Genomic DNA, 21,683 nt, shown 5'->3' with positions numbered 1-21,683 from the left:
TTCTATCCTATCATCTATCTGTCTCTGCATTCTTCGGGAACATCTTGACCGGCTGGCAGATGCTCTTTTCCTTTTCATATCGGTATATCGCTGCAAAGCTGTCCGTTTCATCATAGACACGGATGCCAGGAACATCTGTAACCGTTTCAGGACTCACAGCTTCCGCAAACTGGGAAAGCTGAAGTTTATTTCCATTTCTTAACAGCTTTCTTGCATATTCATCTGTACCGATATGAAGCTCCGGATACTCCGGCAGCAATAGTTCTTTCTTCATTACATATGAAGCGATCGTTCCCTGATCTCTCGCCTGCTCGATCTCCGCAAGTGTCAGGCTGTCTTCAACCCTGAAGTTTTTCACTTCAGTACGGACCAACTTCTCCATGACTGCTCCGCAGCCAAGCTTTTCTCCGATATCCCGGCATAAGCTTCTGATATACGTTCCCTTGGAACAATGTACGGTAAATGTAACCCTTGGAAGCGACATATCTTCTATCTTTAATTCAAAGATCGTTACCTCTCTCGGGCTCCGCTCAATCTCAATTCCCTGTCTGGCATATTCATAGAGCTTTTTGCCGTTTACCTTGATAGCCGAATACATCGGCGGTATCTGGTCATAAGTACCGATAAAGCTGTTTACAGTTTCTATTACCGATGCTTCGTCCGGGATATCTGCTGTCTCTGTAAGGACTTTTCCTGTTACATCCTCTGTATCTGTTGTCTTTCCGAGCAACATGACACAACGGTATGTCTTCTCCTTATCGATCAGCATTTCGCTTAATTTTGTTGCCTGTCCAAGACACACCAAAAGCACACCTTCCGCCATCGGATCAAGTGTGCCTGTGTGACCGATCTTCTTCTGTTTTAAAATACCACGAAGCTTGGCTACTACATCAAATGATGTATAGCCCTGCTCCTTGTATACATTTAAAAAGCCGTCTAGCATAACTGTTCCTTAATCTCCTCTATCACACCGGCAAGGATCTCTTTGATATCTCCCTTCATGCTGAAACCTGCAGCACGAACATGACCACCGCCGCCATGATTGCAGGATATCCTGCTTACATCAACGATATTATTCGACCGAAGTGAAATCTTGTATTCATCTTCTCCCGTCTGATAGATAAATACCGCCGTTTCCGTTCCCTCTGTGATCCGAAGCTGATCGACAATACCATCCGTATCGATCTTGCCTGCACCACTTTTTCGGAAATCCTCTGTCTCAAGCACTGTGCTGATGATCCTGCCATCTGCATGCTGCTCTGCTTTTGTCAGAGCGATTCCAAGCAGCTTATTTGCGACAAATGTCTTCTTATAGAAGGTTTCATCTATAATAAATGACGGATTTGCACCCTTTTCGATCAGATCACCCGCTATACTCATCGCACTCTTTGTTGTATTGCTGTGTTTGAATACGCCTGTATCATGTACAATTCCCATATAGAGTGCTTCGGCAGCATTCTTATTAATCTTATCCTGTTCCATCAACTTATAAAGTGCTTCTGCCGCGGAACACGCTTCTGCATCCACATAGCATACCTCACCAAATCCCGGATTGGAGATATGATGATCCACACACATTGTGCTCTTCGCACGTTCAAAGATTGGTAGAAAATCTCCCTGTCTTTCCTTATCACCACAATCCACCGCAATACACAGATCATAGACCTGATCTGTAGGTGTATGACTGATCTTATCTGCATCATGTAAAAACAGAAAATCCTTGGAGAATTCCTCCAGATAGATCTGTACCTGCTTATCATAATTGCTGATGATATAATTATATAATCCAACCGTTGAGCCTACACAGTCGCCATCCGGACGTACATGTCCGGTTATAGCGATCGTGTCTGCCTGCTCGATCATGGTAAGAAAATCATTCTTCATTTTCTGTATCATCCTCATCATCTTCGATGTCTTTTACAACATCATCTATCTTTTTGGACATTGTTACACCGTATTCGATCGACTGATCCATGATAAATGTGATCTCAGGTGTATTTCTGAGATTAATGGAATGTGCAAGTTCTCTTCTGATAAATCCCATTGCACTGTTCAGTCCCTCCAGTGTGGAGTTTACGGAATCCTGATCTCCAAGGACACTGATGTATGCCTTGCAATATTTCAGATCCGGTGTTACAACCGCCTCTACTACGGATGTCATCGGATTAATACGGGGATCCTTGATCTCTCTGCTGATGATCCGTGAGAGTTCTCTCTGAACCTCTGCATTAATTCTTGTATTTTTTACACTGTTTTTTCTCATTATTTTCTTGGAACCTCTACCATCTGATATGCTTCAATCTGATCCTCTACCTGAATGTCATTAAAGTTCTCAAGAACAATACCACATTCAAATCCCGACTTAACTTCCTTCACATCATCCTTGAATCTCTTTAAGGAAGCCATCTTGCCTTCGTAGATCAGATTTCCTTCACGGGTTATTCTTACGCTGCAATTCCGGTTGATGATACCATCTAATACATAAGAACCTGCGATCATACCGACACCGGAAGCCTTGTAGGTCTGTCTGATCTCTGCATGACCAATTACCTGTTCTTCAAAGATAGGATCTAACATACCCTTCATTGCAGACTCAATATCTTCAATTGCATTGTAGATGACTCTGTATAAACGAACATCTACACCTTCTGTCTCTGCTGTCTCTTTTGCTCTTGCATCCGGCCGGATATTGAAACCGATTACGATCGCATTGGATGCGGATGCCAGAATGATATCTGACTCGTTGATCGCACCAACACCGGAATGGATACATTTTACTGCAACTTCATCATTTGAAAGCTTTAACAGACTCTGCTTAACAGCCTCTACAGAACCCTGTACATCAGCTTTGATAATGATGTTCAGTTCCTTGACATTACCTGCCTGGATCTGGCTGTACAGATCATCCAGTGACATTCTGGATTTCGTCTCAGCAAGCATCTTCACTCTGCTCTGCGAAATGTATGTCTCGGAAATCTGTCTTGCCTCCTTCTCATTATCAACCGCCATAAAGATCTCACCGGCTGATGGAACTGTATCCAGACCAAGGATCTGCACCGGAGTGGATGGAGTTGCTTCTGTTACACGGACACCCTTTGAATTGTGCATTGCACGAACCTTACCATGGGAAGATCCGACTGCAAGATAATCTCCTACATGAAGTGTACCCTTCTGCACTAACATAGTTGCAACAGGACCACGTCCCTTATCAAGCTCTGCTTCGATTACGATACCACGGGCATTTCTGTTTGGATTTGCCTTTAACTCAAGAACCTCTGCAGTTAACAGGATCATCTCAAGCAGATTATCCAGTCCTTCACCTGTATGTGCGGAAACCGGACAGAAGATCGTTGATCCGCCCCAGTCCTCAGGGATCAGTTCATATTCTGTAAGCTCCTGCTTTACACGCTCGATATTTGCACTTGGTTTATCGATCTTATTGATCGCAACGATGATCTCGATACCGGCTGCCTTTGCATGGTTAATAGCCTCTATCGTCTGTGGCATAACACCATCATCTGCTGCTACAACAAGGATAGCAATATCGGTAGACTGTGCGCCACGCATACGCATAGCTGTGAACGCCTCATGTCCAGGTGTATCTAAGAATGTGATCGTCTGTCCGTTGATCTCTACCACAGATGCACCAATCGCCTGTGTGATACCACCGGCCTCGGCTGATGTTACATTTGTCTTACGGATCGCATCAAGAAGGGATGTTTTACCATGGTCAACGTGACCCATAACGCAGACAACAGGTGGTCTGGAAACCATATCCTTCTCGTCTTCTTCATCCTCTTTTAAGAGCTCCTCGATCACATCAACTTTTTCTTCCTCTTCAGCAATACAATTATATTCCAACGCGATCTCTGCTGCTGCTTCAAAGTCTAACTCAGAGTTCACGTTATACATCTTACCTGCAAGGAAGAGCTTCTTGATCAACGCATTTACAGGCTCTTTGATAATGTCTGCAAGTTCTTTGATCGTTACAACCTCCGGAAGTGTGATCGTACGGATCGTTTCCTTATCCTCTGCCTGCTGCTGTGGCTGCTGTGGCTGATGATGCTTGTTTCTGACATTTTTTGCCAGTCTGCTGATATCTGCCTCAACCTCTTCCGGAGATCTTCTGTTGCCCTTACGAGGCTTATTCTTATCTCTGTTATAATTGTCTCTGTTCTGGCTCTTTAAATCTTTGCCCGGCATCTCTTTTGCTTCAAAATCCTTACGGGTATTTGCTTTTGGACTTCTTCTCTGATTGTTATTATTATCATCCTCGTCATCCTTGCCAAATCCCATCGGAGTATTGTTTCTGTTATTGTTGAACCGGTTGTTTCTGTTATCCGGTCTGTCACCGAACTTCGGCTTGTCAAAGCTGCCCTGACGATCTCCATTGCCGGAAAATCTGCCACGATCCTGACCACCACGGCCATTGTTTGAGAATCTTCCTCTGTCCTGACCATTTCTGTCATTGTTAAATCTCGGTCTGTCAGAATTATTTCTGTCACCGGAATTATTGTATCTTGGTCTGTCATTGTTATTTCTGTCAGTGTTATTTCTGTCAGTGTTGTATCTTGGTCTGTCGGAATTGTTTCTGTCATTACCGTTTCTGTCATTATTATATCTCGGTCTGTCAGAATTATTTCTATCACCATTTGTAAATCTTACACGGTCACCGTTATTTCTGTCGTTGTTATATCTTGGTCTGTCATTTCCCTGCTTGTCGCCAAATCTTGTCTTATCAGAATTCATACGCTCACTATTGTTAAATCTTACTCTCTCATTATTTTGTCTGTCGGAATTATTTCTGTTTCTGTCATCTCTGACAAATCTCGTATGTCCCTCATCTTTACCCTGTTTCGGCTTATTCGCTTCCCCTGTAGCCGGTCGATCATTTCTTACAGCCGTTTTCTTAGGCTCTTCTTTTACAGAAATCTCTTTCTGAACCTTTTCCGGTGCTGTCTTTGCCGCCTTTACGTCCTCCGACTTCTTTTCCGGTACAGGCTTTGCTGCCGGCGCATCTGCTTTCTTTGTACCGGTTCCGCATGCCTTCTTAACGATATTGATCATATTCTCATCAACAGCCGACATATGGCTCTTGATCTCGATACCATTTTTGCCAAGGATTGCTTTGATTTCATTGTTGCTTATATTCAGCTCTTTTGCCAATTCGTGTACTCTCAGTTTCGTCAAAAGTTACACCTCCATATTTTCACTCAAACTCATGTATTTTATGATCTGTTTCGCAAATCCTTCATCTAAGATCGCGATCGACGTCCGGAATTCTTTTCCAACGAATTTTCCCAGACTGTCTTTGTCTCCAAATTCAAAATATGGAATCTCATAAAAATTACATTTTTGATCAAATAGTTTCTTTGTATTATGGGCTGCATCACATGCCACGATCACAGCACATGCGCTTCCGTTTTTTACGGCCTTTTCTACTGAAAAGTTTCCGCTTACCAGCCTTCCGGCCTTTGCACATAAGGAAATCATGGAATAAATCTTCTTACTGTTCAATTGCCTCTAACTCCTTATCCAGTTTCTCATAAACCTCTTTTGGAATCTGCATCTTGAATGAGCGTTCCAGAGATTTACTCTTCATAGCTTTTTTCAGGCACTCTGCCTTACGGCATATATATGCCCCCCGTCCATTCATCTTGCCGGTCAGGTCGATCGCAAAATTATTCTCATTATCCTTCACGATACGGATGAGTTCTTTTTTCGGTATCATCTCATTACAACCAAGGCACTGTCTGAGCGGTATCTTCTTTGCCATAACATCACTTCCTATGCTTATATATTTATCTCCGTTCCAATCGGCATGGTACCCGGTCAGAACTTCATTTTATTCTTCGTCTTCTTTTACTTCTTCTGCATCCTGCTGCTCCAGAGATTCTTCATAAGAACCATCAACGATATCGTCAATATTGTCAAATGCTTCTTCCTGCTCCGGCTCTTCGTAGTCATCATTTTCTTCTGAGAAATATCCCATCTCTTCTGCCTGTGACTCACTCTTAATGTCGATCTTATATCCTGTCAGCTTTGCAGCAAGTCTTGCATTCTGACCTTTCTTACCGATTGCAAGTGATAACTGATAATCCGGTACAACGACAAATGCGCTCTTTTCATTCAGATCTACATCAACTGCAATAACCTCTGATGGACTTAATGCATTCTTGATGAAGATTGCCGGATTCTCATCCCAACAAATAATATCGATCTTCTCACCGTTCAGATCTTCTACTACGTTGTTAACACGGCTTCCATTTACACCTACACATGCACCTACCGGATCTACATTCTCATCATGAGAATAAACAGCGATCTTGGAACGGGAACCGGCCTCACGGCAGGAGCTCTTGATCTCTACTGTACCGTCTGCGATCTCGGTTACTTCCTTTTCAAATAAACGCTTTACCAGATCAGGATGTGTTCTGGATACTGTGATCTTAGGTCCTCTGGAGCCTTTCTTTACTTCTGTTACATATAATTTGATACGGTCACCTCTGTTATATACTTCGCCGGGAACCATCTCAGACTCTTTTAATATTGCTTCTGTCTTATCATCCAGACTGACATTGATGTTGTTTCCAACATATCTCTGAACGATACCTGTGATGATATCCTTCTCTTTTGTATAGAAGTGATCGTAGATCGCATCTCTTTCGCTCTCATTAATTGCCTGAACGATTACATTTCTTGCTCTCTGTGCTGCGATTCTTCCGAAATCCTTTGTTGTGATCTCGATGTTGATGATATCTCCGAGATCATATTTGGAATTCATCATCTTAGCTTTTTCCAGAGAAATCTGTGTCGCAGGTCTTTCAACCTCTTCTACAACCTCTTTCTTCGCATATACATGAAACTCACCGGTCTCACGATCCATAACAACATCGATATTCTCATCGGTATCAAAGTCCTTCTTGCAGGCCGCCTTTAAGGATCTTTCGATCGCATCCAGCAGAATATCCTTGCTGATGTTTTTCTCCTTTTCTAATTGATTTAATGCTTCGATAATTTCTGACACTTTTTTATCCTCCCGCTTCTTTTATTAATATACAAATGCAAGTCTTATCATCGATATATCTTTTCTTGCAATCTTCAGTTCTTTCTCATCTTCTGTCAAAATGGTAACTGTTTCTTCATCGTACGCTGTAAGTTCACCTTCAAAATCTTTACAGTTATCGATCTTGGTATATGTCTTGATCTCTACGATCTTGCCAATACTCCGTTTAAAGTCATTTTCCTTCTTTAATGGTCTTGTAAGCCCCGGAGAGCTGACCTCAAGAATATAGGCATCCTTAATGAAGTCATCTGCATCCAGCAGATCACTCATGGCTCTGTTCACGATCTCACAATCTCCGATCGTTATTCCACCTTCTTTATCTGCATAGATCCGCAGATAATAATCACTGCCTTCTTTTACATATTCCACATCAACCAATTCAAGGTTATTTGCTTCAATGATCGGCAGAACCATCTCTGTTGCTTTTGCTTCAATATCTGTTTTCTTCGTAGCAATACCACCTTTCTACAAAAACTAAGAGTGGGCCAAAACCCACTCTTAATAGTTACCATAATCTTACTAAAACAAGATTATAACACGTTATAAGGAAAATGCAAGTATTTTTTATCGCATACCCTTCGCTCTCAGCTCATCTTCCTTCGCATAACGATCCAGAATCTTATTTGCCTTTCGGTCATCGATCATATACTTATTGCTGATTGCCTGTTTGATGATCTCATCCAGTGCCATTTCCCTTAAATAAGCATCCTTGATATTAATGGACGCAATCTCTCGGTATGCTCCCATCTTTCTGGTCAAGGTTCCATACTCATAAGGAATCAGCTTCTCGATCATATTACGGATCTCCTTTGCTACATTTGAACTGTAGCCTCCTGTTGTGACCCCTATCACCAGGTCTTCACGCATAACAATTCCGGGGAACAGGAAGCTGCTGACATCCTTGTTATCTGCTACATTGACCGGAATATTATGTTCGTTACAATACTTTCCGATCTTAGCATTTACATCATCCCTCTTAGTCGCTGCAATTACCATATCTGCCGTATCAAGCGCATCTAATGTCATATTCGACTCATGTACACTGATTCCCGGTACTGTCTTGATCTCATCGCAGATCCTCGGTGCGATAACTGCGATCTTACAGTCAAACTTTATCAGAGAGTTAATCTTTCGAAGTGCGGTCTTTCCTCCGCCAAGTACGATTACTTTTTTGTTTTCCAGATTGATAAACATTGGAAAATATGCCATAGTGAAACCTCCTGTCGCTTCTTTTCTTTTATATTACTTTTCAATAAATTCTTTTTTCATATACCTCATCATTATATACCATGCATAACACTTGTTTCTGTCGTTTAAATCTTCTAAACGATCATTACACCACGCATAACATACATTCTTTCCTGCTTCTGCATTGATAAAGTATTATTGGCATGAAATATGATTTTGTCTCATATAATAAACAGATTATAATTCAGGATTACTAAAATGGCAAATGGAAACAATAACGGAACATTAAAAATCAGGATCATCTCGGAACAGACTGCATATCCGGTAACCGGTGCGGTCGTTTCTGTCGCATCAACCGGAACTCCGGATGAAGTTATAGAGGAACGGCAAACAGACAGCGACGGTATCATCGATGGCATCACCCTTGAAACTCCTCCACTGGAATACAGCATGGAACCATCTGACAACCAGCCATATTCCGAATACAATCTGAAAATCAATGCACCCGGATTTGAACCACGTATCATCTCCGGTGTACAGATGTTTACCGACGAAAAGGGCATTCAGTCAGTTAAGCTGCGTGTTTCTGATACTGACCAATCGAGCTATAACCCAACGGTGATCGGTGCTCATACCCTCTGGGAAGAATATCCGCCAAAGATTGCTGAGGATGAGATAAAACAGTTGCAGAGACAGGCGAGATCGTCTTAAGCCGTGTCGTGATTCCGGAAACCATCGTGGTACATGATGGAGCTCCTTCCGACCCAACTGCAATCGACTACTATGTACCTTACAAAGACTACATAAAGAATGTTGCATCAAATGAAATCTACTCCACATGGCCGGATGCTTCCCTTCGAGCCAACATCCTTGCAATTATGTCCTTCACCTTAAACCGTGTCTATACAGAATGGTATCGCGGAAAGGGATACGATTTTACGATCACATCTTCAACCGCTTACGATCAGAAATGGATCTATAACAAGACTATATATAAAAATATCTCCCGTATCGTTGATGAACAATTTGCCAATTATCTGTCAAGGCCGGGTGTCACCCAACCGATCTTTACACAATACTGTGACGGGAAACGGGTCACCTGTCCAAACTGGATGACCCAATGGGGTTCCAAGTATCTTGCCGATCAGGGACTGTCTGCGATAGAGATCTTACGCTACTACTATGGCGATTCCATTTATATCAACTCTGCCGAAACCATTGCCGGTATTCCATCCTCTTATCCTGGATATGATCTGTCAATTGGCGCAACCGGTGACAAGGTTCGTCAGCTTCAGGAGCAGTTAAATCGTATCGCACAGAATTATCCATCCATACCAACTGTTGCCGCCGATGGCATCTATGGACCTGCCACTGCCGATGCCGTCAGACGCTTTCAACAGATCTTCGACCTGCCCGTTACCGGCATCACCGACTACTCCACCTGGTACAAAGTCTCCCAAATCTACGTTGGCGTCACCAAGATAGCCGAGAATATCTGATTTCCTGACGACAGAGACCCCTGCCATACCCTTTATTACGCAGAACACTTGCGTTCTATTTTTCACGTAACGGTACTAACCTCCTCACCTTCGGTGACTCGTTAAGGACCGACGTGAAAAAAGGTCTGCTCCATAAAGGTATGCAGTGGACTCTGTCTGTCTATAATAAGATATATTCTTCTTCGATACTTGATTCCACAGACAGATCAAAAATGCGTTGTTGCTTTTATATCATGGTATCTTGCTTTCATATCGTAAAAGATCGTATCTGGTTGTTCAGCAATCACTTTACCTTATAATTTAAAATGAGAACTGATATTACTATTATGAAGCAAGCCTGCCTGAGCGTTGGTACTTAGGCTGCGTCTTTTGCAGCCTTATGTACCACTACGTCGAAGGTAGAGCGAAAGCGTCTTGCGGAATAATATGTAATATCAGCTCTCATTTAATCGTCAAAGCATACCTCTTGCTGAACAACCAAATACGATCTTACATTACCGATCAAAGCAAACTACTATCGTATAAAGCAGCAACGTACTTTTGATCGTCCTCGTTAATATGTATCGTGGTCGTCGTAATCGTCGAATTCATCGCGTTCATGATCCATGAACTCACGGCTGGAAACCTTCTTTTTGGTACGTTCATCTTCTACCATATTTGATAACATTTCCTTGACCTCTCTGGACTTCTTGATGTTCTTGATCTCGAAATCTCCCATTGTCTTATCTGCGGAACAGCATTTGATCGTTCCAAGTCCGCACATTCTCTGCCATAATTTACGTTCCAATGAAACATCCATGATGCGATAAAGTCGTACTTCATCTTCTTTCACACTGAAGAACCCCGTACTGATAAATAACCGATCCTCTGATAAGCTGTACTTTGTAAATGTCCATGGTAACCCGAAAAATATACGTTTGCGATCCTTCCATATAATCTCTGCCATTTCAAAACCTCCCATATTTTTATAAATCTGTAAAAATACTAACACACCTCCCGCTAAAGTTCAACAAATGGATTTTCTCATCCGGCTGTTTTCAGATTTCCGATTGCAACCTTTCCTCTTTTCCTGTAAACTAGAGGCAAGAATTTTATCGCAATCCGTTGTTTATTGCAGGGAGGTAAAAGCTTTATATGCTTAATATAGAAATTACTGAAACAAAAAACTTCGTTAAAAAGCTTCTGATGGAACCGGTCTTTGACACATTTTTGCTGGTGGAAGCCTATGTCCGTTCCGACGTTTCTTATACGATCGACGGCAGACTGAATCCATCTTTTTTTGATACGGAAGAACTGGAAGAAATGACCTCAAAGACTTACACGACATGGGGAAATGTCAGGCAGCACATCTTCAATGTCATCAAGGGCAATAAACTCCCATTAAACTTCAAGATCGTGCTGATCTTATCGGACGCGAACATTAACCGGATCATTGAACAGAACCATCTGAATCTCACGGCATCCGACATTGCAAATCTGTCTTTAAACATCTACTTTGACGGAGAAAAGATCTCACTTACAACGATGGCATCCATGAACATTTTCTCCATGGATAAAACACTTGCAAACATCTGGGATGCAAATGTATCTGCTTTTTTTAAACAGAATCAGATCTTTTAACCACCTGTTACAGCATTCATTTCTAAATAAACCATAAAATATTTGTGAATTATTAGCACTCAACGTATTTGAGTGCTAATTTTGTCTTGACTTCTATTTTTTTCTGATTTATGATATCTGTTAGTGATAACACAGAACAGATAGGGCAGATATTTCTCTCATTACACATATATATATTTGCGTATTCCGATTTGTTCTGACAACTGGAATAATATAGAATCTATATAAGGAGATGCATTTTTTATGAAAAAAGGAAGTTTATCAATTAACAGCGAAAACATTTTCCCTGTCATCAAGAAATGGCTGTATTCCGACCATGATATCTTTGTCAGGGAATTAATCTCAAACGGCTGTGATGCTGTAACAAAGTTAAAGAAATTATCTCTGATGGGCGAATTTGACGAACCGGACGAACCTTATCGTATCGATGTGATCGCAAGCCCGGACAACAAGACCTTACAGTTTATTGATAATGGTATCGGTATGACTGCTGAAGAAGTCGAAAAGTATATTAATCAGATCGCATTTTCCGGTGCTGCTGCATTTCTTGAACAGTACAAGGACAAGGCAACAGAGGAACAGATCATCGGTCATTTCGGACTCGGTTTCTACTCCGCATTCATGGTTGCCGATAAGGTAACAATCGAATCCCTTTCCTACAAACAGGACGCAGAACCTGTATATTGGGAATGTGAGAACGGAACGGACTTCTCCATGGATAAAGGCGACAAAGAAACCAGAGGTACCGTTATCACCCTGTATCTGAATGAAGACAGCTATGAATTTGCAAATGAATACCGTATCAAAGAAGTAATTGACAAATACTGCTCTTTCATGCCTGTAGAGATCTACTTTACAAATGCAGATGCCCCTGCAAAAGATGAAGAAGAAAAGGCAACCGAAGCTGAAGCATCAGAAGAAGCTACTGCTGAAACCGATGAAACAAAGGATGCTGCCGAAAAGAAAGAAAAAGAAGCACCAAAGCCTTTAAATACTACAACACCTCTCTGGACCAAGCATCCAAATGACTGTACAGACGATGAATACAAAGACTTCTATCATAAAGTATTCCATGATTACAAAGATCCATTGTTCTGGATCCACCTGAACATGGACTATCCATTTAACCTGAAAGGCATTCTGTACTTCCCGAAGATCAATACCCAGTACGATAATCTGGAAGGAACGATCAAGCTGTATAACAACCAGGTATTCGTAGCTGATAACATCAAAGAAGTTATCCCTGAATTCCTGATGCTGTTAAAAGGTACTATCGACTGTCCGGATCTTCCGCTGAACGTATCCAGAAGTGCTCTGCAGAATGATGGATTTGTTAAGAAGATCTCCGATTACATCACAAAGAAGGTTGCCGATAAATTATCCGGTATGTATAAGGTTCACAGAGAAGATTATGAGAAATACTGGGATGATATCAACCCATTTATCAAATTCGGCTGCTTAAAAGATGAGAAATTCTTAGAGAAGATGAAAGATTTCTGTATCTATAAGAATCTGGAAGGCAAATACCTGACTCTGCCGGAATATCTGGAAGCCGGAAAAGAAAAATACGAAAACAAAGTCTTCTATGTTACGGATGAAGTTGCTCAGTCACAGTACATTAACATGTTCAAAGAGGAAGGCATGGATGCCTGATCATGACACAGACGATTGACAGCCCATTTATCACGCTTCTGGAACAGAAAAATGAAAATGTACATTTCTACAGAATCGATGCAGATCTGTCCGATAATTTTGTAGATGAATCATTATCCGAAGAAACAGCAAAGGATTATACCGACAAGCTGACCGAACTCTTCAAGAAAGCACTGGATGTCGAAAATATCACGATCAAGGTAGAAGCATTAAAGAATAAAGACTTATCTTCTATGCTGACCTTATCTGAAGAATCCAGACGTATGCAGGAAATGATGAAAATGTATGGTATGGCCGGTATGGGCATGGATCCTGCCATGTTCGGCGGCAAGGGTGAAACACTGGTATTAAATGCCAACAATAATCTGGTCAAATATGTCCTTGACAACCCAGAGGGCGAGAACACTCCTACCATCTGCTGTCAGTTATATGACTTGGCAGTTCTTGCCAACAGACCATTATCTGCCGATGCCATGACCAAGTTCGTCGCAAGAAGCAACGAGATCTTAAGCATTCTGGCAAAATAATGCCATTCATTTAAAATATAAAACACAGGGATTGCCCCTATACAGACCATAAGCCCCATTATAATATGACATTTAGTGAAGGTTTCGTCGTGAAATGCATATTGCCAGTAAATACGAGCGCTTGTCTGAGCCAACATTTAGTTGGCGAGTTAGCGCAGGAGTATTTACGAATCAGGCATATGCATTGAACAGAAACCGTAACGAGTCATTTATAATGGGGCTTATGGTCTGTATAGGGGCAATCCCTGTGTTTTGTATAATTATGTGAAAGTATTATTTTGCCAGAATCTCAATTCCGTGCTCGGTCATAAGAAGGGTGTATTCCCACTGGGCAGATGGCTTGCCATCATCTGTACGAATCGTCCAGCCATCGTCAGCATCCTGCCATACGTCAGGCACACCTAGATTGATCATTGGCTCGATCGTAAATGTCATGCTTGGAGCAATCACATAATCCTTGCCCGGCTGTCCGATATGGCTGACATACGGATCTTCATGGATATCAAGTCCCACACCATGTCCGCCGATCTCACGGACAACAGAATAGCCCTGCTCTTTGGCAAATGTATTGATCGCATATCCGATATCACCGATCGTTGAATATGGCTTACATACTTCTACTCCAAGATCCAGTGCTTTCTTTGTATCCTCTACCAGCTTCTTCCAGACCGGATCAACATCTCCGATCATGAACATACGGGACGAATCACCAAAATATCCATTATATTTCGTTGTACAGTCAATGTTGACAATATCTCCATTTTTCAGGATTGTTTTCTCATCCGGTATACCATGACAGACAACATCATTAATCGATATACAGACACTCTTCGGATATCCTTCATATCCAAGGCAGGCAGGTATTGCATTGATTGATTTCGTGTATTCATAGATTCTTCGATCAAGCTCACCTGTAGATACTCCTTCTTTTACAAATGGAGTAATGAAATCAAGCACCTCTGTATTTACCTTGGATGCCACGCGGATTCCTTCGATCTGTTCCGGTGAACGCATCATTCTTCTTGTCGGGATCTTATATCCCTTCAGCTTCATTTCTTCCAGTTTGCTGTCGATGTTCAAATGGCAGGATTTGTATTTCTTTCCACTTCCGCACCAGCAGATATCATTTCTTCCTAGTTTCATTTTTCTACCAACCGTTTCTACTTTACGCCATAAATATCATAATAAGCATCAATCGCAGCCTTTAACTTATCATCAATTATGACTTTACCCTTATATTCTTTATTATATAAATGCTCTACAACCTCTGCCATTGTAACAATAGCAGTTGTCTGGATACCATATTCTTCCTGAATCTCTGTCAGTGCACTCTTCTTGCCCTGTCCACGCTCCATACGGTCAACAGAAACGACAAGTCCCATAACATCTACATCTCCCTGTGCCTTAATGATCGGCATAGTTTCCTGGATCGATGTTCCGGCTGTTGTTACATCTTCAATGATAACAACCTTATCACCATCTGAGATCGGGCTTCCGAGTAAGATTCCCTTATCTCCGTGATCCTTGATCTCTTTTCTATTTGAGCAATATTTGATGTCTTCATCATACATTTCTGCAATTGACATGGTAGTTGCTACTGAAAGCGGAATTCCCTTGTATGCAGGTCCAAACAATACATCAAAATCAAGACCAAACGCACTGTTGATTGCTTCCGCATAGAACTCACCCAGTCTCTTTAACTGTGCCCCTGTTCTGTAAAATCCGGTATTTACAAAGAAAGGTGTTTTTCTTCCACTCTTTGTTGTAAAATCTCCAAATTTTAATACATTACAATCGATCATAAATTCAATGAATTCCTGCTTATATGCTTCCATTTTAATAAAACCTCCTGTATTTACAGGGGTTCCGGGGAACCCCTTATTCTCAAAATAGCCTTACTACACACTTACTACACACTTTTGAGCTTACACAGCCTTTTCCATCTTCATCATCTCTGTAAACAGTGTATCCTCTGTCACATGACAATACAAATCCATTGTCATCTGCAAGGAGCCATGTCCGAGAATCTTCTGTAATGTCTTTGGCTGCATTCCGTTCTCAATTGCTCTGGTTGCAAAAGTATGTCTTAAGCAATGTGGTGAAAACATCTCATAGTCAGGATGCTCTTTTCGAATCCGGTTTACAATGGCACCGATTGCCTCCTGCACTATGAACTGTTGTGTAGGTCTGTTGTTTTTCGTAACAAACACCAAGTCCCTGTACTGTTCCTCTGTTTCGATTCCCTTAAAGAGAATCTTCTGTTTTTGAATGCGCTGTCGTTTCAATGCCTCCAACGCCCTCGTGGTTAATGGAATCGTTCGTCTTCCATTCTTGGTCTTTGCATCATGCATCTCAAAAATGTACTTACCATCTTTTTGAAAATAGCACAATGTGTGACGCACATACAGTACCTTCTTGTCAAAATCAATGTCCTTCCACTGAACACCACAAAGCTCTCCAATACGCATTCCGGTTTCTATGGCAAGCACAAACAGATTATAGTAGAAACTACTCTGTGCCTCACCTAAAAACAACTCTGCTTCACTTACTGTCAGTACACGTCTTTCCTTCTTATCTTCCTTGGAAATCACCGTGTTTAATTGCTTTGCAACATTTTTTGTAAGTAAATCAGAGTCGATTGCTTTTTCCAGCATATCCACCAGAATCTTTTTCGTGTTCTTTCTGGCATTATCAGAAACAAGCTCATTGAGTGCATTCTGCATGATAATCAGGTTCAATGATGTCAGCTTACGCCACCCAAGCTCCTTCTGTATCCGCTTATAATGTGTGGCATAGGATTCCCTAGTGGAATTCCTGCAATTCTTCTTACAGGTATTCAGCCAAATCTCATACCACTCATCAAGGGTTACATCCTTGGTGACAACATTCAGTGCCTTCTCATCCTCATACTGTTCCTCACGCATCCTTTTACGAAGTTCATTCAGATTGCTTGCGTATATGGTCTGCGTCTTGCCGAAACGATTCACAAATCGTCCCTGATAAAGTCCATCACTCTTTCTCTGTGTAATGCCTTTACCAAGTTCTTTACCTTTTATGGATTTACCCATATCTGCCTCCTTCCAGCGTGTATATACGTTGAAAGGAACCATCAGTCCACCCAATTGTAGCATATACACACTTAATTTTCAATTAGTTTCATGGTTATTTAATAAATTCATTGTCTTTTTATGAATCAAATTTCCTAGCATCCAATCTGATTCAAAAGCCATTCATCCAGCTTGCCCTTGTGAGCATACAGTCTGTTTCCGATGCGAACCGCGAATACATCAGCATTTTCAGCCAACAACTCACGTGCCTTTGTCTGACCAATCCCCAAATAAGAGCAAAACTCTTTTACAGTCAATAAAGCCTTATCCTTCATTCTTCTACCTCCTCAAAATCCTATTTCTAAGCCAAACACAAATAAATTTCTGTTTTTTCTCCAAAAATACAGAACATTTGTTTGTGTCATGTTATAATGGTTATGCGCATACCATTTCTTTTCAAAAGTAATCGTTTCTTATCAAAAACTATTACTCTCTCACTTATAGGAGATTTAGAAGGGGTTTTGCGGAAGTGTTTTTAAAAAAAGTTGCAAAAAATTTTAAATATGTATATACAAGGCAGGTTTTACGGATAAATGAACATTAGAAAACATCAGGAATTGATGGACTTCTGGGAATATTCTCATAACTTCGACAGCGAAGACGGAGCCTTTTCCATAGATGAGGATATTACCTTTGAGGCATCCCAGCAGGAATTACAAATTGAATTAGAGCATTTTAATGAAATGGATTTGGAACAGGAATTACATCCCATAAAAGATGATAATTTCCAGCCGAAGGATGAGCACCCCAATAAGACCATGTTAAAAAAGGAGCTTCGTGCCATTGCTTTAAAGCGACTGGAGGACGGTGCCCGCACTGTTTCGGATTTTGAGGAAGTGATAAGGGAATGGGACCTATTAGATTCCAACAGAGAACGCAAGGAGCGATATCACGAAATCGGCAGAGAAAACCTAGACAGCAAGAAGGATGTGGCACCACTTGCCATTGTTATCCCGGCTCCCATCAATCATGCTTACTGGCGACAGCTTATGAAAGGGGACTATATAGACATTATCTCTAACTGTCCTTTTGAGATGCACAACTCCCTTTCCGATGAGGACTATTCCAAGATTATTTATGACTTAAAGGACGACCATAAGGAGTTGATATACTTCCTATATCTTAGAGATTTCACTACCAGTCAGCTTGCTGCTTTACGTAATCAGAGCGACAGAAATATCCGTGGTGTCCGCTCTACTATTCTTGGTCAGATTGAGAAAAAGGTTCTTATGATACTGGTGGACAGGCAGGGAGAGGATTTTCCTTCTACCAATGGTAATCTTACCATGGAAGAACTGGACTTCCTATTAAGACATGAAGAAGAGATCCCGGCTACTATGGAAAAACTGGATAAAGAAAAGCTGGCTCTACTAAAGGAAATCGGTGTAGTGGTAAGAAGAATTGCCAGAGAACAGGAAAACCAGGCAAAGGAAGAAACCAAGAAACGCAAGAAAAATAATCGATCGGATCGTAAAAAAAAGTTTAAATATGCATACAGACGTGCTATGATAGTAATAGTTTTTGCACAGAAAGGAATTACTATGAAGAATATCTTTCAGAAATCCAGTTCCAACTGGGTGAAATATGATAAATACGAATGGCGAACAGCCGCAAACGGAAAGTGTTATATTACACCTTCTGCGGATGCCAAGCCATCCATCTACAATCCTATCAAGGATTATGAGAAGCTGGTGCTGACCGCAATTAACATCGGTACTACTGCCATGAACAAGGCAAGTGAAGTTGAATTAAAAGAAGCCATTATGAGCTTTGTATCCGAATACGGTATGCTGGGACTAATGACTGCCCTGCCTACCACACCGGATTTTATTACATATGAGGCAGTCTATCTGCCAAAGAATCATTTTATCAAGGAAGGAAGCATCTCTACAGAGAAGTATCTGTCCTACTTTTTCCCTTTTGACAAGATTGATTTTCGCAAGAAAAGTGTGGAATCAAGTTGGAGTACTGACTGCGTAGAGATGATTGCTTTAATTATGACCATGAAGAATAAGCCGCAGGCTGTTATGATGAGTTTTCAGAATGAATATGCCGAGCCCTATGAATGGCTTGTGGAAGTATTCCGTGACTGGGCATTTACCTTCTTCTCCAGCTTTCTTTATTATCTGGACTACGACAGACTGGATAAGAATGAACGTAACCTATACCGTCAGGGAATGGCTGCTTTCGGCGGTGTGGCACCTACCTACCGCATAGAATTGCGGGAACGCCCTACCATTGTCTGGGACTTCAATTCCTTATTGTTATGTGTACAGATGATGTTTTCCTTTATGCTGACGGATGAAAACTCCACCATGAAGGTATGTAAGCACTGCGGCAAAGCATTTGTTGCCACCAGACCGAATATGGAATTCTGCTCACCACAGTGTAAAAACCAATACAATGTGTATAAAAGCAGAGCCAAAAAGAACGATACACCAACATAGGAGGACTGCGTATATGAATCATTCCAATATTATTATGTACACAACCGAAGACGGTTTGACGAAAATAGAAACTACCTTTGAGGATGATACTGTGTGGCTTTCCATTGACCAAATGGCAGAGCTGTTTCAGCGTGACAAATCAACGATATCACGTCACATCAAAAATATTTTTGAAGAGGGAGAATTACAGCGCATTTCAGTTGTTGCAAATTTTGCAACAACTGCCGCCGACGGAAAAACCTACAATGTCGATTACTACAATCTCGATGTAATCATCTCCGTAGGCTATCGTGTAAAATCCCACCGTGGTACACAGTTCCGTATCTGGGCTATGAGAATATTAAAAGAATACATGAAAAAAGGATTTGCATTAGATGATGACCGCTTAAAAAGACTTGGCGGCGGCAATTACTTTGACGAATTGCTTGCCCGTATCAGAGACATCCGCTCCTCTGAAAAGGTATTTTGGAGAAAAGTTCTGGAAATCTATGCTACCAGCATCGATTACGATCCTAGTGCAGAAAGCTCCATCCTATTCTTTAAGCAGGTGCAGAATAAGATGCACTGGGCAGCACACAAGCACACAGCTGCAGAAGTTATTTACCAGCGTGCCGATGCTGAAAAAGATAATATGGGACTTACCTCATGGGCTAGTGACACCATCCGTCGCCCCGATGTAGAAATTGCAAAAAACTATCTTACCCAGCAGGAATTGGATGCTTTAAACAAGATAGTTACAGCCTATCTCGATATCGCCGAGGTACACGCTCTCAATCAGGAACCAATGTATATGAAGGACTGGCTGGAAACCATTGACGATTACCTGAAAATGACCCGCCGTGATATTCTTACCAGTAGCGGTCACATCAGCCACAAGCAGGCACTTGATAAGGCTCATGCCGAATACACCAAGTACAAGAACCGCTTGGAAAACACCATTTCCCCAGTTGAACAGGACTTTATCAAAAGCATTGGTACATTGGAAGAGATTGCAGATTCCGACAAGAAATAAATACCCAAAAATACTTCAGGCGGGCCTAAACAGCCCGCTTGCAACAAAATCAACTTCTTGGATTTCCTAAATCAAATTTAGCAATCGCTTCATCCAAGATTCCTCTCCATTCAGCCAATCCGCATTCATTAAATTTCTGAATCTCGGAATTAATCACGTCTAACAACATTTCCAGCTTTATTTGGTTCCGGATTAGGCTTTGAATATAACCAATGGTTTATAAAAACAGATTTTTCACTCATCTTATTTCTCATGCTCCTATGTTTTATCTCATCTCGGCACACACCATTTCACCCTTAGAATTTACATCCACATCTATCTCATGTCCACCAAATACATAACCATCATCGTATCCTACAGTATAAGAGCCATTCTGATTCACAAATATATATTTCATTCGACCCTTTAATGCGTCTGCAAATTCTTCCGGTGTAGAAAAATGAATTTCGCATTCATCTTCATATTCTTCCACGCACTCCAATGCAGCATCATACAGATCCTCATCAGATGCAATATACGATCTAAACACCTCATCCTTTGAAGCAATATGCTCTGCAAAATCTCTGGCAACAGTCAAAGGCTTTTTCCAAGTTGCCTTACTGTCCCACTCTACCTCAATATAAATTGTGATGTCATTACCTGCAAAATCATACTTACCTTCAAACAGACCTCCGATTTTTCTAACACTAATTTCCCCAGCACCTCATCCTCTAAGACAATTGGTGCCAGATACTTTTCCTGATTTTTATCAAGCTTTGTTCCGGATGCATTTTCTTCCAAAACCTCTCTGATGTACAGAAATGCAAGTTCTCCGAAGTAACTATACTGTAATCTTCCTGCCACCTTATAAATGACACCCTCTTTAAATCTGTTAAAATATCCGCTGTTTTTCTCCTGTGCATCATGTTCCTCGTTAGGTATAGGCCATGTCATAACCTTTATCTTCTTCACCATACTGGCAGCGTTTATATCATAGATTGCAACAGCAGAACGTGTAATAATATAATACTTGTGACTCTTGTCCCATCTGGACGAGTCACCTTTTCCAACAAGAACGTAATATATGCTCTCCTCACCCTCAAATTTATTATCTTCCTGATAGATTTCATGTATATCCATAGTCGCTCCTCCACAATAATCAAATCTATTTATGCCGTTGTACACCAAAATATATAATAAAACATTTCCTTTGTTTCTATAACCCAAGCATTGTCAAAATCTGTTATAGTACCTGTTAAGGTTTTTATGGGTTCTCCTATTTCAAAGGATACTTTTCGATTCATTCCCTCAATAATTTCATGTAGCCATTTTACAACATCGTCTGTAGCATCTACAAAAACACAGTTTTTATATTCTTCAGCATCACAAGAAAAATCATTCTTTATCTGATAGTCCAAAGCTTTTTGAATAAATTCATCAATGCTTGATGTTTCATTTTTTCCTGCAACTACTATACATAAAGTCTGTTCTGAAACCTCGCAATTAAAGGCAAGATTACCAAATTCTATTCCGAACATTTAATCACTCCAATCCATAAATCACAACACTGCAACATACCCAACCT

Annotated in this window: 20 protein-coding genes and 2 pseudogenes; 5 read left to right on the top strand and 17 right to left on the bottom strand. The window is 41.1% G+C overall.

Annotated features, from left to right (window positions below):
• Nucleotides 1-10: 10 nt before the first annotated feature.
• The 9 genes from truB to DW959_RS10570 all read right to left on the bottom strand — a co-directional run bounded on the left by truB (nucleotide 11) and on the right by DW959_RS10570 (nucleotide 8,275).
• Nucleotides 11-943, bottom strand: coding sequence for a tRNA pseudouridine(55) synthase TruB (gene truB, locus DW959_RS10610; protein ID WP_117807496.1), 933 nt, complete (start codon nucleotides 941-943; stop codon nucleotides 11-13).
• Nucleotides 937-1,884: a bifunctional oligoribonuclease/PAP phosphatase NrnA gene (locus DW959_RS10605; protein WP_165853024.1), complete on the bottom strand. Its 948-nt coding sequence runs from the start codon at nucleotides 1,882-1,884 to the stop codon at nucleotides 937-939. The genes truB and DW959_RS10605 overlap by 7 nt, the downstream gene beginning before the upstream one ends.
• Nucleotides 1,874-2,263 (bottom strand): 30S ribosome-binding factor RbfA, encoded by a 390-nt coding sequence (rbfA, locus tag DW959_RS10600; RefSeq protein ID WP_008401014.1) that lies wholly within the window; start codon nucleotides 2,261-2,263, stop codon nucleotides 1,874-1,876. Before rbfA ends, DW959_RS10605 begins: the two co-directional genes overlap by 11 nt.
• Entirely contained in the window at nucleotides 2,263-5,190 is a 2,928-nt protein-coding gene (infB, locus tag DW959_RS10595) for a translation initiation factor IF-2 (protein WP_117807494.1), read from the bottom strand. The genes rbfA and infB overlap by 1 nt, the downstream gene beginning before the upstream one ends.
• A 3-nt stretch (nucleotides 5,191-5,193) precedes the next feature.
• Entirely contained in the window at nucleotides 5,194-5,517 is a 324-nt protein-coding gene (locus DW959_RS10590; RefSeq protein WP_021943979.1) for a ribosomal L7Ae/L30e/S12e/Gadd45 family protein, read from the bottom strand.
• On the bottom strand, nucleotides 5,507-5,776 hold the full coding sequence (locus tag DW959_RS10585; protein ID WP_008401017.1) for a YlxR family protein: 270 nt from the start codon (nucleotides 5,774-5,776) through the stop codon (nucleotides 5,507-5,509). The genes DW959_RS10590 and DW959_RS10585 overlap by 11 nt, the downstream gene beginning before the upstream one ends.
• Before the next feature lie 69 nt (nucleotides 5,777-5,845).
• On the bottom strand, nucleotides 5,846-7,027 hold the full coding sequence (nusA, locus tag DW959_RS10580) for a transcription termination factor NusA (protein ID WP_021943980.1): 1,182 nt from the start codon (nucleotides 7,025-7,027) through the stop codon (nucleotides 5,846-5,848).
• Between the two features lie 24 nt (nucleotides 7,028-7,051).
• A complete protein-coding gene (gene rimP, locus DW959_RS10575) occupies nucleotides 7,052-7,522 on the bottom strand; it encodes a ribosome maturation factor RimP (RefSeq protein ID WP_226801019.1) in 471 nt (156 codons plus the stop codon).
• 108 nt (nucleotides 7,523-7,630) lie between these two features.
• The gene (locus tag DW959_RS10570; RefSeq protein WP_118616092.1) at nucleotides 7,631-8,275 is read right to left on the bottom strand and encodes a bifunctional precorrin-2 dehydrogenase/sirohydrochlorin ferrochelatase; all 645 of its coding nucleotides are present in this window, start codon (nucleotides 8,273-8,275) and stop codon (nucleotides 7,631-7,633) included.
• A gap of 237 nt (nucleotides 8,276-8,512) precedes the next feature.
• Between DW959_RS10570 and DW959_RS10565 the strand changes: the two are divergent.
• Nucleotides 8,513-9,753, top strand: a pseudogene (locus tag DW959_RS10565) (peptidoglycan-binding protein).
• Between the two features lie 553 nt (nucleotides 9,754-10,306).
• Here the strand turns inward: DW959_RS10565 and DW959_RS10560 are convergent.
• On the bottom strand, nucleotides 10,307-10,699 hold the full coding sequence (locus DW959_RS10560) for a PH domain-containing protein (protein WP_226801015.1): 393 nt from the start codon (nucleotides 10,697-10,699) through the stop codon (nucleotides 10,307-10,309).
• A gap of 188 nt (nucleotides 10,700-10,887) precedes the next feature.
• Between DW959_RS10560 and DW959_RS10555 the strand changes: the two genes are divergently transcribed.
• Both DW959_RS10555 and htpG read left to right on the top strand, forming a co-directional pair.
• Nucleotides 10,888-11,373 carry a DUF5721 family protein gene (locus tag DW959_RS10555; RefSeq protein WP_118616090.1) on the top strand — a complete coding sequence of 162 codons (486 nt, stop codon included), beginning with the start codon at nucleotides 10,888-10,890 and terminating at the stop codon, nucleotides 11,371-11,373.
• A gap of 243 nt (nucleotides 11,374-11,616) precedes the next feature.
• Nucleotides 11,617-13,553, top strand: a pseudogene (gene htpG / locus DW959_RS10550) (molecular chaperone HtpG).
• A 273-nt stretch (nucleotides 13,554-13,826) separates the two neighbouring features.
• Here htpG and DW959_RS10545 read toward each other — a convergent pair.
• From DW959_RS10545 to DW959_RS10530, 4 genes are all read right to left on the bottom strand, one after another.
• Nucleotides 13,827-14,696 carry a methionyl aminopeptidase gene (locus DW959_RS10545; RefSeq protein ID WP_008400640.1) on the bottom strand — a complete coding sequence of 290 codons (870 nt, stop codon included), beginning with the start codon at nucleotides 14,694-14,696 and terminating at the stop codon, nucleotides 13,827-13,829.
• Between the two features lie 17 nt (nucleotides 14,697-14,713).
• Nucleotides 14,714-15,388: an orotate phosphoribosyltransferase gene (gene pyrE, locus DW959_RS10540; RefSeq protein ID WP_118616088.1), complete on the bottom strand. Its 675-nt coding sequence runs from the start codon at nucleotides 15,386-15,388 to the stop codon at nucleotides 14,714-14,716.
• Between the two features lie 90 nt (nucleotides 15,389-15,478).
• Complete coding sequence (locus DW959_RS10535) at nucleotides 15,479-16,621, bottom strand: tyrosine-type recombinase/integrase (RefSeq protein ID WP_118616086.1); 1,143 nt, start codon at nucleotides 16,619-16,621, stop codon at nucleotides 15,479-15,481.
• A 134-nt stretch (nucleotides 16,622-16,755) separates the two neighbouring features.
• Nucleotides 16,756-16,935: a helix-turn-helix domain-containing protein gene (locus tag DW959_RS10530; RefSeq protein WP_015534801.1), complete on the bottom strand. Its 180-nt coding sequence runs from the start codon at nucleotides 16,933-16,935 to the stop codon at nucleotides 16,756-16,758.
• A gap of 258 nt (nucleotides 16,936-17,193) precedes the next feature.
• Here DW959_RS10530 and DW959_RS15135 point away from each other — a divergent pair, with 258 nt between their 5' ends.
• The gene (locus tag DW959_RS15135) at nucleotides 17,194-19,107 is read left to right on the top strand and encodes a hypothetical protein (protein WP_347475354.1); all 1,914 of its coding nucleotides are present in this window, start codon (nucleotides 17,194-17,196) and stop codon (nucleotides 19,105-19,107) included.
• A 13-nt stretch (nucleotides 19,108-19,120) separates the two neighbouring features.
• Nucleotides 19,121-20,119, top strand: coding sequence for a virulence RhuM family protein (locus tag DW959_RS10520; protein ID WP_055144727.1), 999 nt, complete (start codon nucleotides 19,121-19,123; stop codon nucleotides 20,117-20,119).
• Nucleotides 20,120-20,384: 265 nt separating this feature from the next.
• Here DW959_RS10520 and DW959_RS10515 read toward each other — a convergent pair whose 3' ends face one another.
• The 3 genes from DW959_RS10515 to DW959_RS10505 are packed head-to-tail and all read right to left on the bottom strand — an operon-like array spanning nucleotide 20,385 to nucleotide 21,636.
• Nucleotides 20,385-20,738 (bottom strand): DUF2262 domain-containing protein, encoded by a 354-nt coding sequence (locus DW959_RS10515; protein ID WP_243023380.1) that lies wholly within the window; start codon nucleotides 20,736-20,738, stop codon nucleotides 20,385-20,387.
• On the bottom strand, nucleotides 20,729-21,238 hold the full coding sequence (locus DW959_RS10510) for a hypothetical protein (protein WP_118616082.1): 510 nt from the start codon (nucleotides 21,236-21,238) through the stop codon (nucleotides 20,729-20,731). Before DW959_RS10510 ends, DW959_RS10515 begins: the two co-directional genes overlap by 10 nt.
• A gap of 29 nt (nucleotides 21,239-21,267) precedes the next feature.
• Complete coding sequence (locus DW959_RS10505) at nucleotides 21,268-21,636, bottom strand: hypothetical protein (RefSeq protein WP_055144730.1); 369 nt, start codon at nucleotides 21,634-21,636, stop codon at nucleotides 21,268-21,270.
• Nucleotides 21,637-21,683 lie beyond the last annotated feature (47 nt).

The organism is Clostridium sp. AM46-21 (assembly GCF_003480025.1).
Lineage (GTDB): Bacteria > Bacillota > Clostridia > Lachnospirales > Lachnospiraceae > Coprococcus > Coprococcus ammoniilyticus.
Note: the sequence above shows the minus strand (reverse complement) of the source record. Positions and strands in the feature narration are given on the sequence as shown.